An 11,967-nucleotide genomic window follows, 5' to 3' on the forward strand; every position below is an offset into this window, starting at 1 on the left:
GCTTCATGCAATTAGACCCATTTTTCTTACCGGAAGGCTCTTTTTGAGCTCATCGTGCGTTACCTGCTTCATTACAAGGTTCATTTAACGGTTAGCCGCGAACGTCGCAGTCTCCTGGGCGATTATCGGCATGCGCACCAGAACCGGAATCACCGGATCAGTGTAAACGGAAACCTGAATCCCTATGCTTTTTTAATTACGCTTATTCATGAACTGGCTCACCTGGTAACGTTTGAACAATTCAGTCACCGGGTACAGGCGCATGGAAAAGAATGGAAACAGTTGTACCGCCAGTTATTGGAACAGTTCCTGGGAAAAGAGATTTTTCCGCCTGATGTGGAAGCCGCTTTACACAGAAGCCTTCACAACCTGCCTGCCAGTAGTTGCGCGGATGAGCCTCTTATGCGGGTCCTCCGGCAGCACGATCCGCCCGATTCTAAACAGGTGTTGGTGGAAGAACTTCCGGAAGGTGCCTTGTTTGAAATTGAGGGGGGACGGGTTTTCCGGAAGGGCAAAAAATTAAGAAAAAGATATCAGTGTAAAGAGTTGGCAACTGGAAAGTTGTACCTTTTCAGTGGATTATACGAAGTCTTAAACCATCAGATATGAAAAAAATTATTCTTTTCTGTTCAGTACTGCTTGCAGGCACCCCCTTATTGGCACAAACCGAACAACGCGACTGGTTAGTAGGAGGAAATTTTGCACTCAATACAAGTAGGAATACCACGATCAGTTTAAGCCCCTCCGCCGGATATTTTTTCCTGAACAATTTTGCAGCCGGAGGCACCCTGCAATTATCTTACAACAAATCTGGTGACAACAAAACGACGGTTTTTGGGTTTGGCCCCTTCGCCCGCTATTATTTTGGGAAAAAAGAGCTGAAGCCGTTTATTGCTACCGAGTATATTTTTACCTCCAACAAATTCGATAACCCAAGTTTTACCTCAACGGTAAACGGGGCTGATTTCTTTATCGGACCCGGGTTGGCAGCTTTTGTAAATGAACATGTAGCTATTGAAACGCTGGTTGGCTATGTGAACAGTAAAGTCTCCGATGTACCCAGTGATGGGGGTGTTGCAGTTCGGATCGGGTTTCAGATATACCTGAGCCCAAGGGGTATCGTGGATACTTATAGAACCAAATAAATTGGGTGCTGATCAAAGTGTTTTTTTCATCCATACGTCGCAACCGAAATGCCCGGACATGCCCATGGGTTCCGATAAATACGTAAAGCCAAACTGTTCGTAAACAGTAACAGCCTTGCGAAGCTCCGGCATGGTTTCAAGATATACGGTATGGTACCCGGCCATTTTGGCCCTTTCCAAACTCCGGCGAATAAGTTCCTGTCCCAGGCCCTTTCCCCTTGCTTCTTTCTTCAGGTACATTTTTACAAGCTCACACCAGCCTTCGGGTAAACCCTCGGTTGGGTAAATACCTGCTCCCCCCAGTACCTTTCCGTTTTCTTCGGCTACCAGGTAAAAACTACCCGCAGTTTGAAATAATTCAAATAAATGATCGGTGGTTTCGTCGTAGAAGACGGTTCCGGGTTTATTGGCACCAAATTCAGTTAATGCTGTTCTTACAATGGTTGCCAGGTCTTTATTGTCTCCCGGCTGAACCGGTCGAATAATCCATTCCATGCTACAAAGCTAGTACTCAGGCAAGTACTAAAGCAAAGAGGCCATAAAACAATACCAGGGAGGTAAAGATGGCTGCAATAAAAAGTTTGTCGGCATTCTTGGAGTGCATAAAAAATAAGATTTACAGAGCCTTCTATGCCAATAACGTGCCAGCCCCGGAAATCGTATATAATTTTCTACTATTTATTTTATGACTGGATTAAATGAATATCATATATTTGTCTAAATATAAATTTAGACAAGACTAAATAATGAAGAAAATAGTACTCTCTCTGCTTGCTGTAGTTGGGGCGGAAGCAATTTCTGCGCAGGAAAAAGGAATGTCCTGCAGGGTAGTGGACCAGGAATCAAAACGGCCGGTTGCGGGTGCTACCATTCAGCATAAACGTACCAGGCTTAGTATAGTGGCAGATAGTTTGGGGAATTTCTCCCCCAGGCAATTACAGGCCGACCTTGGCCAAAAACTTCCTTTATTGATTACCGCGGTAGGTTATGGGCGGCAGGAATGGCTCTGGAAAATGGGCGATTCGGTTATTTACCTGCAGGCAACTGCCAATGAAATGGATGCAGTGGTAGTGAGCGGTACCATGCGCGCTGTAACCCGTTCTTCCAGCCCGGTGCCGGTGGAAGTATATACTGCCCAGTTTTTGCGAAAAAATCCCAGCCCCAGTTTATTCGATGCTCTTCAGCTGGTGAATGGTGTTCGTCCTCAACTTAATTGTAATGTTTGCAACACGGGAGATATTCATATCAATGGACTGGAAGGCCCTTATACCATGGTATTGATCGATGGTATGCCCATTGTCAGCAGCCTGGCTACGGTTTATGGTCTGCAGGGAATACCAAGTTCCCTGGTAGAACGGATAGAAGTAGTGAAAGGGCCGGCATCCTCTCTTTATGGTTCTGAAGCCATGGGAGGACTGATTAATGTAATTACTAAAACACCCGATAAAGCACCGCGTTTTTCATTGGAATATACCGGTACCAGCTGGCGCGAACACAATGTGGATGCAGGGTTGAAAATTAAAACAAGTGCCAGAAGTACCGCATTGCTCGGCCTCAATTATTTTAATTATACGCACCGGATGGATAAGAACGGCGACAATTTTACGGACCTGACATTGCAGAACCGGCTTTCCTTTTTTAGCAAAATAAACTGGAATCGTGCGAAGGGCCGGCAGGCAGGAATGGCTGTTCGCTTTATAACAGAAGACCGCTGGGGCGGAGAAATGCAATGGACCCGCGCGCATAGGGGAGGAGATGAGCGCTATGGCGAACAAATTTCCACCAATCGACTGGAGTGGATCGGTAATTATCAGTTACCAACTACCGAAAAACTGGTAGCTTCTTTTTCTGCTACCTCACACCGGCAGCGATCGGCTTATGGAACCACCCTTTATGATGCCGATCAATACATCGGATTTGGACAATTAACCTGGGAAAAAAAACTCGGTAGCCAGCATGAGATTTTATCGGGTATAGTTACCCGTTATACCTATTATGACGATAATACCCCGGCTACCCGAAAAGCAGATGGTAAAACCAACCAGCCCGACCAGGTAGTGATTCCGGGCCTGTTTGTGCAGGATGATATTAAGCTGCATAAAAATCATCAATTGCTGGCAGGGTTTCGCTATGATTATGATAAGCGCCACGGATCTATTTATACCCCCAGGCTGGCTTACAAATGGAAATTTTCTTCAATGGACCACCTGCGCCTGAATCTGGGAACAGGGTTTCGGGTAGTGAATCTTTTTACCGAAGAGCATGCTGCGTTAACGGGGGCCCGCGAAGTTGTTATTCTGGATAAACTAAAACCGGAACGCAGTTATAATGCAAGTCTGAATTACACCCGGAAAATAGTAGCTGGACAAGGATTTTTAAACCTCGAAGCGGCGGCATGGTACACGTATTTTTCGAATCGGATTGTACCGGATTACCAGACTGACCCGGATAAAATTATTTATGCTAACCTGGATGGATATGCGGAGTCCGCCGGATTCAGCCTGAACCTGGACGGACAGTTAAACCATCGTATTCGCTTTACAAGCGGGCTTACCCTGCAGGATGTACGTACGATTCAGCGCGATCAGGGCGGACGGCTGCAAACTAACCGCCAGTTATTAACTGAACGCTGGTCGGGTACCTGGACCCTCTCATACCGGTTGGGAAATTCAGGCTGGTCGGCTGATTATACAGGATCGGTGTACGGGCCCATGTTATTGCCCTTGCTTTCCGACCTTGATCCGCGGTCGCCCCAATCGCAGGTATGGAGCTTGCAGCACCTGCAGTTAACCAAAAAAATAAAAGCAGGTTTTGAGTTATTTGGAGGCATAAAAAACCTGTTGAATTTTACCCCTGATAAAGGAAATTCTTTCCTGATAGCCCGCGCCAATGACCCTTTTGACAAAAATATCCAGCGTGATGCAAGCGGTGCTATCCTGGTTACGCCCGATAACCCCTATGCCCTCAGCTTTGATCCTACCTATGTATATGCCCCCAACCAGGGTAGAAGGGTATATGTGGGGATTAGGGTTAGTAGGTAGGGGGCAGGACGATGAGGTGAGCTGGTGCTTGAAAAAATCAGTTAGCAAACTCCTCCACGGTATTCTTTCCCCTTCCCCCTTTCCCCCCTTTTCCCTAACTTCGGTTTGTGAAAACACGAGTTACCTTGTTTTTAATGGCCTTACTTCTGTTAACGCAGACGGAGCTTCACCAGTTGTTGAAGCTGCCGATACTGATTGAACATTTTAAGGAGCATAAGGCATTGAACAAGGATATTACATTGCTCGATTTTCTGAAGGAACACTACCTGGGCCATACGGTAATTGATAATGATTACCAGCGCGATATGCAATTGCCCTTCAAAACCACCGATTGCGTGGGTACAGTAGTGATGCCCCTGGAAGAGCCGGTGAATTTTGAGATCCGGCGAGATGAGATTTTTATCCAACAGGAATTTAATCTGCACAAACATTATATCGCTTCGCAGGGAGCCCTCTCTGCAATTTTCCAGCCTCCGCGGCAGGCATGATCAGTTGGTTTTTATTGATCATGTAAATTTTTAAAAAATGTTGAATGCAATTATCCGCTTTTCCATACGGAATAAGCTGATCATCGGTTTATTTATAGCCGGGCTAATAGGATATGGTGTATACGCAGTTTCCAAACTTCCTATAGACGCCCTTCCCGATATTACCAGTAACCAGGTTCAGGTAATTACGGTTACGCCCACCCTCGCTGCTCCGGAAGTAGAACGCCTTATCTCCTTCACCGTTGAACAATCCACGGCCAATATACCCGGCATCAGTGAAATGCGCTCAATATCTCGTTTCGGCCTTTCAGTAGTTACCATCGTATTTAAAGATGAGGTAGATATGTACTGGGCACGCCAGCAGGTGGCCGAGCGACTGACCGCAATTAAAGAGCAGATTCCCGCTAAGGCAGGCATACCGGAAATGGCGCCTCCTACCACCGGGTTGGGCGAGATATTTCAATATATCATCAAGCCCAAAAAAGGATATGAAGAAAAAATTGATCTCACTGAATTAAGGTCTATCCAGGATTGGATTGTACGCCGCCAGTTACTCGGTATACCCGGGGTGGCAGACGTAAGCAGTTTTGGAGGAAAACTGAAACAGTATGAGGTAGCGGTCCGCCCCGACCAGTTAAAAAGTATGAACCTGACGGTGGCGGATGTATTTGCGGCATTGGAAAAAAATAACCAGAATTCCGGCGGTGGTTATATTGAAAGAAACAGCACGGCGCTGTTTATCCGCACAGAAGGACTGGCCCTCAGCCTGGATGATATCCGATCTATCTATATAAAATCAACCAGCGCAGGCCTGCCAATTTACCTGAAAGATATTGCAGAAGTAAGGATTGGGCATGCCGTCCGATACGGTGCAATGGTAGATGCTGATAAAGGGGAAGTGGCAGGCGCGGTAGTTTTAATGTTAAAGGGTGCCAATGCATCGCAGGTAGTGAAGGATGTAAAAAAACGAATGGCTACCATTGAAAAAACACTGCCGGAAGGCGTTGCCATCGAAACCTTTTACGATCGCACCAAAATGGTGAACAATGCCTTAGGGACGGTAGAAAAAAACCTTCTGGAAGGTGCACTGATCGTGGTGTTCATCCTGGTATTGTTCTTAGGAAATTTCCGGGCAGGTCTTATAGTAGCTTCTGTAATTCCGCTGGCCATGCTTTTTGCTGTTATCCTGATGAACCTGTTTGGTGTATCCGGCAACCTGATGAGTTTGGGTGCGCTCGATTTTGGGTTAATTGTGGATGGAGCCGTTATTATTGTGGAGGCAGTATTACACCGCCTTTACCATACCAGGTCTTTTGCATCGGTTAGAACTATTTCACAGGAAGAAATGAACGCAGAGGTCGAAAACGCTTCTTCCAAAATGATGAATGCCGCGGTATTCGGACAAATCATCATTCTTATCGTTTATCTTCCTATCCTCACCCTGGTTGGTATCGAAGGTAAAATGTTCAGACCCATGGCCCAGACCGTGAGTTTTGCACTGATAGGGGCCTTTCTTTTATCCGTAACCTATGTTCCCATGATTACCTCCCTGGTACTGGGAAAAAAACTGAACCATGCCCCCACCTTGTCTGACCGTTTAATGAATAAACTGGTTAGTTGGTACCAGCCGGTTCTGAAAAAAGTGCTGAAACTACCCGCTGTTCTGGTAATAAGCGCATTGGCCTTATTTGCTTTTGCAATTTTTTTGCTAACCCGGCTGGGAGGAGAATTTATTCCCGAACTGGAGGAAGGAGATTTTGCAGTAGATACCCGGGTATTGGTGGGTAGTTCTTTAACTACCTCCATTGAGGTATCAGAAAAAGGAGCAGGATTACTCTTAAAAAAATTCCCGGAAATTGAAAAAATCGTAACCAGGATTGGTGCAGGCGAAATACCCACCGATCCTATGCCCATTGAAATGGGCGATATGATCATTCAACTTAAGCCAAAGAAAGAATGGACCAGTGCCGCAACCTATGACGAGCTGGCTGGTAAAATGAGTGCTGAACTGGGGAAAATTCCCGGACTTACCGCTGGCTTCCAGTTTCCAGTTCAGATGCGTTTCAATGAACTAATTTCTGGTGCCCGCCAGGATGTGGTTTGTAAAATATTTGGCGAAGACCTGGATTCACTGGCTGCTTTCGCTCACCGGCTTTCCGGTATTGTTCGTACCGTAGAAGGTGCAACGGATATCTATGTGGAAACCGTTACCGGACTACCGCAGATAGTGATCAATTATGATCGTTCCGCTATTGCCCGCTATCGTTTACAGATAGAAGATATCAATACCTTGATACGAGCGGCATTCGCCGGAGAATCTGCCGGGATGATTTTCGAAAATGAACGACGGTACGATCTGGTTGTTCGTCTTAGTGAAGAAGGCCGCGCCGACATCCGCAACATAGAGGAATTACTGATTCCTACGGCACTCGGCACGCAGATTCCTTTGTCGCAGGTAGCGTCTGTACAGGTAAAAGATGGCCCGAATCAAATTCAGCGAGAGGATGCCAAACGCAGAATTGTTGTGGGTTTCAATGTGCGGGGAAGAGACGTGGAATCTGTAGTAAGTGAACTTGGTGATAAAGTTAAAAACAGCCTTTCACTGCCGGCAGGCTATTATATACATTATGGCGGACAATTTGAAAATCTGCAACATGCCAAAGCGCGTTTATCCATTGCCGTACCTGTGGCCCTGTTACTGATTTTTCTGCTGTTGTATTTTTCGTTTGGCTCTGTCAAATATGGATTGCTCATTTTTTCTGCCATTCCACTCTCTGCTATCGGCGGGGTGGTAGCCCTGTATATCCGGTCTATGCCATTTAGTATATCAGCTGGTATCGGGTTTATTGCCTTGTTTGGGGTAGCAGTATTAAACGGGATTGTATTGATCGCTGAATTCAATCGATTAAAAAAGGAAGGTGAAACCAATCTTCAAACAATTGTTATGGAAGGAACCAGTTTGCGACTTCGTCCGGTGTTGATGACCGCGGCTGTGGCATCACTCGGCTTTTTACCAATGGCACTCAGCCACGGGCCTGGTGCGGAAGTGCAACGCCCGCTTGCAACCGTGGTGATAGGTGGATTGTTTACAGCCACCTTGCTAACCCTGTTGTTATTGCCCGTTTTGTATGTATGGCTGGAACGTAAAAGCAGCAAAGGTAAAATTCCTGTTGCCCTGCTTATTCTGCTTATCGGTGGGTTACTGACAGGTTCTGCCAGTACTGCACAAACCAACCAGCAAAAAGAGGTAACCATCGATAGTTTACTTGCCCTTGCAGACCGGCAGAACCTGGATCTTCGGGCAGCTGAAAAACAGGAGTCCTATTGGAAACTATTGCAATCAGGAACGGTTGAACTACCAAAAACCCAACTGGGACTGGAGTACGGGCGATTTAATTCCGTATTTTCTGATAACCGTTTTTTTGTAAACCAGGGCCTCAGATTGCCGGCCGTTTATACAACGCAGAAAGAACTTTACCAGGTACAGGGTCAATTGCAAACCAGGATCACTAATTTCCAGCGGAATGAATTGAGAAAGGAACTACGTATGTTATTTGTGCAGCTGGTGGATCTAAAAGAGCGGGAATTGCTGCTGCACTCGCTCGATAGCATATATGGCAGATTCAGTAAAGCGGCTGGTTTACGGCTGCAGGCCGGAGAATCCAATCAACTGGAAAAAACCACAGCCGATGCGCAGGTAGAACAACTGCAACTGCAATTAAAACAGGTATTGTACGACCGGTCAATAGTTCAGCAACGATTAATGGCGCTTACCAATAGCCGCCAGCTGTTTGAGCCCCTCTATGAACATCCTGTATTCAGGTCGGCCGACCCGCTTGTGCAGCTGGATAGCAGTCCGGGTATCAGGATCCTTGAACAGCAGGCAGCAGTTGCAAGGGCAACCGGCAAAGTGGAAAAAGCCCAGTTGCTTCCTGAGTTTAGCCTGGGATACACCAATATGTCGATTGTTGGATACCAGACCAGGAATGGCGTGGACGATATCTATTTTGGCCCGGGTTACCGCTTTCACTCGGTGAATTTTACCATGGGAATTCCGCTTTTTATGAAAGCAACCCGCACCAGGATAAAAGCAGCAGAAGTTCAGGCGGTGCAGGCCGGAATGCAGGCCGATGCGCTTCGGCAAACCATTCATTTTAAACAAATGGCAATAGCGCAGGAGCTGAAAAAGTATGGAGAACAGATGCAGTATTTTCAACAAACAGGTCGACTTCATGCAGAGGCGCTGGAGCTGCAGGCGCGGGAAGCCTATCACCAGGGTGAAATTGATTATCTGCAATGGACCCTGTTAATGAATCAGTCGATCACCATTCGCCTGAACTACCTGGATGCGCTGAAAGCGTATAATATGCAGGAAGTGGAGCTTAATTATTTAAACGGAAAATGAACAGTATGAAATGGATTATAGGGATGGCAAGCTGGCTGGTGCTGGCTGCCTGTGGTTCACAGGAACCAAAAACAAACGAAAAGCAGGCCACGAAAGAACAGTCTGTTGTTGAGCTGGATACTGCTCAGCTTCAACTGGCTGGTATTGATACCGGGTGGGCTGTAAAAGAAAAGGTCAGCAGCAAATTAACCGTTAATGGAGTGGTGGATGTACCTCCTCAAAACATTGTATCTGTTAGTTTTCCGCTGGGGGGCTACCTGAAATCAACCCGCCTGCTTCCTGGTATGCGGGTAAGAAAGGGAGAAGTGATCGGTATGATCGAAGATCAGGGGCTGGTGCAGCTACAACAGGATTACCTGGTTACAAAAGCCAAATTGAATTACCTGAAGCAGGATTTTGAACGGCAGCAATTATTGAATGAAAACAAAGTGAATGCAGATAAGGTGTTACAACAGGTAAGCACAGATTATCAAAGTCAGCAGGTTTTGCTAAAGGGATACAGCGAAAAGCTACGGCTGGTAGGTATAGAGCCCGATCAGTTAACAGAGAGCAGTTTGTCCAGGTCTGTTGCCTTGCGTTCCCCCATCAATGGCTATGTTTCCAAGGTGAATGTGAATATCGGGAAATATGTAAATCCAACCGATGTACTGTTTGAGTTGATTAACCCGGATGATATGCACGGTGCACTAACAGTTTTTGAAAAGGATATCTCTAAACTTCGGTTAGGCCAGAAAGTTAGTATGGAGTTTGTAGATGAACCAGGCGTAACCTATCCCGGTGATATTATTATTTTTTCCAGGAATGTAGATGAAAACAGGGCCGGCGCCGTACACTGCCATTTTGATAAAATGCCCGATCACCTGATGCCCGGCATGTTTTTGAATGCTACCATTTTCCTGGATGACCGAACCGCTTTAACGGTGCCGGAAGAGGCGGTGGTACGGTTTAGTGGTAAGCAATATGTTTTCCAAATGCTTTCCGCCAACCGGTTCGAAATGGTTGAAGTAGCTGTGGAATCTGCCGGTAAAGGCAGACTTGCAATTGCTTCCAATGAAACAGACCTGGCAACGCAACCGCTGGTTGTGAAGAATGCCTATGCTGTTTTGGGTAAGCTCAAGAATACAGCCGACGAAGAATGATTATAGAAAGGCCTCCCGTACCGGAGTCCAGCTGTCCAACACCTTGCAGTCTGTTAATGCAACAGCACTGTGAGGTGTGTTGGCCGGTATGAGTTCCAGGTTGCCGGCTTTAAATACGGTGGTTTTTCCGTTGATAGTCATTTCCAGTTCGCCTTCCAGGATATAGGTGATCTGCTCATTTTCATGTTGGTGGAGGGGCAGTATAACTCCTTTTTTAATATCCCAGATGCCCAGGGAGGATTTTTCTCCATGGATGAATTTTCCGGTTTGTCCGGGTTGAATTTCTTTTGCCGGTAGATCATTCAAGTGTTGCATTCGACAAAATTAGTTGTTTATCGTTCAAAAAAACAGACACTGCCGCCCACCCATTCCTTGTCTTTATTGTAGCGTACACCAATCATTTTACCCTTGCTTAAACGGGCCAGGTTAATGGCTGGTCGGGGGCGGTCCCATCCATTTTTCCAGATATACATTATCCGGATCTCAGCCTTTGCGGGTATGTCTGGGGTAGGAATTACGTCGGCATACTGTACTTTTTTTTGAAGAATCCAGTTTTCGGGGTCTTTAATTGCCTGTATATCGGTGGGTTGAACATCAATTACCACTCCTTGTCCGGCAAATGAAAACAGTGGTTTCAATACATACTGATCAAGATCGGTTGGAATTTCTTTTAGTTCATTCAGGAAAAAAGTGGGCGGTACGTACGGGTGTTGTATGAAGGGTAGGGTAAACTTGCTGATCCGGTAAAACCAATTGGGATGCGGCATCCATTCTACTTCAAGCTCCTGGGTAATATCCACAAAAGTTCCGAGCTGAGCTTTTTGCGCATTCAGGTCATCGAAGATAACCCGGTTATAAATTCGTTTTATCTGGGTTTTTTTTCCGTCTTTATAATAGTAAAGCAGTTTTCCTTCCTGTACCAGTTCAGTTATACAAACCGGTTGAATGCCGATATAGGTTTGTGTACAGTAAAAGTCGATCCTGGTTTTCTGTTCATGGGGTTTGATCTCCAGGAGAATCACTTCTTCCGGGGGATAAGGCCCTAGGATCAGGGATTTCAGATCTTGCAGATAGGTTTCTTTGGTATAATCTCCCAGGTATTGCGAATAATTTTCCGGAATGTAGAAATGCCGGCGCAAAACCTCGGGATAATATACCTGAAAACCGAAAAGGGTAGGAAAGCCCTGCATTTCAATAAGCTGGGGTTCCAGTTCTTTTTGCTCGTTTTCGCAAATACCAAAATCGAAGGCAATCATCTGCGCGGTAGGGGATTCATGTGGAACCCGTTCTGCGGGTGGTATACTCCTTTCTGTAATACGCAGAAAATCGGGCTCCAGTATCCGGTCAACGATTCGTTCACAGGCATCCAGGATTTTTTTCTTAAAATCAAGATCAGCGAGAATGGGTGTTTCTGCTACGCGGAATTCTATAGCACCGGGGTATGCACTATGCAAATCGGTTAGAAATTCTTCGTATTGTGCGTTTGTAAATGCCTTGTTGAAGCTATTTCGCCATGCTGGAACCATAAAGTTTTGCCTTTGTCTGAAGATACATAATTGCAGCTTCTCAAGATGCTTCTACGGGACTCATTTGTTCGATGGCATGGTTTAAGAAATTCGGTAAAACCTGCGCGTAAGTATATAAGATTTTGTCCGGATCATTAAGGTGTTCGATCATGCTTTTCCATTTCTCGAATCCATGGTTGCTGATTACGGTTTCTTTTTTATCCTCCCGTTGTAGGTACATGCT

Annotated in this window: 9 protein-coding genes and 1 pseudogene; 6 read left to right on the forward strand and 4 right to left on the reverse strand. The window is 45.9% G+C overall.

Features of this window, described 5'->3' with window-relative positions; all coding sequences use genetic code 11:
• Positions 1-54 precede the first annotated feature (54 nt).
• A complete protein-coding gene (locus A1D16_RS17390) occupies positions 55-609 on the forward strand; it encodes a SprT-like domain-containing protein (RefSeq protein WP_290711843.1) in 555 nt (184 codons plus the stop codon).
• Entirely contained in the window at positions 606-1,145 is a 540-nt protein-coding gene (locus A1D16_RS17395; protein ID WP_290711845.1) for an outer membrane beta-barrel protein, read from the forward strand. Before A1D16_RS17390 ends, A1D16_RS17395 begins: the two co-directional genes overlap by 4 nt.
• A 12-nt stretch (positions 1,146-1,157) precedes the next feature.
• Here A1D16_RS17395 and A1D16_RS17400 read toward each other — a convergent pair whose 3' ends face one another.
• Positions 1,158-1,640: a GNAT family N-acetyltransferase gene (locus tag A1D16_RS17400; protein WP_290711847.1), complete on the reverse strand. Its 483-nt coding sequence runs from the start codon at positions 1,638-1,640 to the stop codon at positions 1,158-1,160.
• Between the two features lie 251 nt (positions 1,641-1,891).
• Between A1D16_RS17400 and A1D16_RS17405 the strand changes: the two genes are divergently transcribed.
• The 4 genes from A1D16_RS17405 to A1D16_RS17420 all read left to right on the forward strand — a co-directional run bounded on the left by A1D16_RS17405 (position 1,892) and on the right by A1D16_RS17420 (position 10,218).
• The gene (locus A1D16_RS17405; protein ID WP_290711848.1) at positions 1,892-4,186 is read left to right on the forward strand and encodes a TonB-dependent receptor; all 2,295 of its coding nucleotides are present in this window, start codon (positions 1,892-1,894) and stop codon (positions 4,184-4,186) included.
• A 107-nt stretch (positions 4,187-4,293) separates the two neighbouring features.
• A complete protein-coding gene (locus A1D16_RS17410; RefSeq protein WP_290711850.1) occupies positions 4,294-4,674 on the forward strand; it encodes a hypothetical protein in 381 nt (126 codons plus the stop codon).
• A gap of 37 nt (positions 4,675-4,711) precedes the next feature.
• On the forward strand, positions 4,712-9,079 hold the full coding sequence (locus A1D16_RS17415; protein WP_290711852.1) for a CusA/CzcA family heavy metal efflux RND transporter: 4,368 nt from the start codon (positions 4,712-4,714) through the stop codon (positions 9,077-9,079).
• 5 nt (positions 9,080-9,084) lie between these two features.
• On the forward strand, positions 9,085-10,218 hold the full coding sequence (locus tag A1D16_RS17420) for an efflux RND transporter periplasmic adaptor subunit (protein WP_290711854.1): 1,134 nt from the start codon (positions 9,085-9,087) through the stop codon (positions 10,216-10,218).
• Here A1D16_RS17420 and A1D16_RS17425 read toward each other — a convergent pair whose 3' ends face one another.
• The 3 genes and pseudogenes from A1D16_RS17425 to A1D16_RS17435 form a co-directional block, all read right to left on the reverse strand.
• Positions 10,219-10,533, reverse strand: coding sequence for a cupin domain-containing protein (locus tag A1D16_RS17425; RefSeq protein WP_290711856.1), 315 nt, complete (start codon positions 10,531-10,533; stop codon positions 10,219-10,221).
• Between the two features lie 17 nt (positions 10,534-10,550).
• Complete coding sequence (locus A1D16_RS17430) at positions 10,551-11,744, reverse strand: hypothetical protein (RefSeq protein ID WP_290711858.1); 1,194 nt, start codon at positions 11,742-11,744, stop codon at positions 10,551-10,553.
• A 40-nt stretch (positions 11,745-11,784) separates the two neighbouring features.
• Positions 11,785-11,967 (reverse strand): annotated as a pseudogene (locus A1D16_RS17435) (GMP synthase); the annotation flags it as partial.

The organism is Flavihumibacter sp. CACIAM 22H1 (assembly GCF_001601815.1).
Classification (GTDB): domain Bacteria; phylum Bacteroidota; class Bacteroidia; order Chitinophagales; family Chitinophagaceae; genus Flavihumibacter.

Coding starts and splice junctions, on each gene's coding strand:
- A1D16_RS17395 (WP_290711845.1), top strand. CDS start 606: ATGAAAAAAATTATTCTTTTCTGTTCAGTACTGCTTGCAGGCACCCCC.
- A1D16_RS17400 (WP_290711847.1), bottom strand. CDS start 1,640: ATGGAATGGATTATTCGACCGGTTCAGCCGGGAGACAATAAAGACCTG.
- A1D16_RS17405 (WP_290711848.1), top strand. CDS start 1,892: ATGAAGAAAATAGTACTCTCTCTGCTTGCTGTAGTTGGGGCGGAAGCA.
- A1D16_RS17415 (WP_290711852.1), top strand. CDS start 4,712: ATGTTGAATGCAATTATCCGCTTTTCCATACGGAATAAGCTGATCATC.
- A1D16_RS17420 (WP_290711854.1), top strand. CDS start 9,085: ATGAAATGGATTATAGGGATGGCAAGCTGGCTGGTGCTGGCTGCCTGT.
- A1D16_RS17425 (WP_290711856.1), bottom strand. CDS start 10,533: ATGCAACACTTGAATGATCTACCGGCAAAAGAAATTCAACCCGGACAA.
- A1D16_RS17430 (WP_290711858.1), bottom strand. CDS start 11,744: ATGGTTCCAGCATGGCGAAATAGCTTCAACAAGGCATTTACAAACGCA.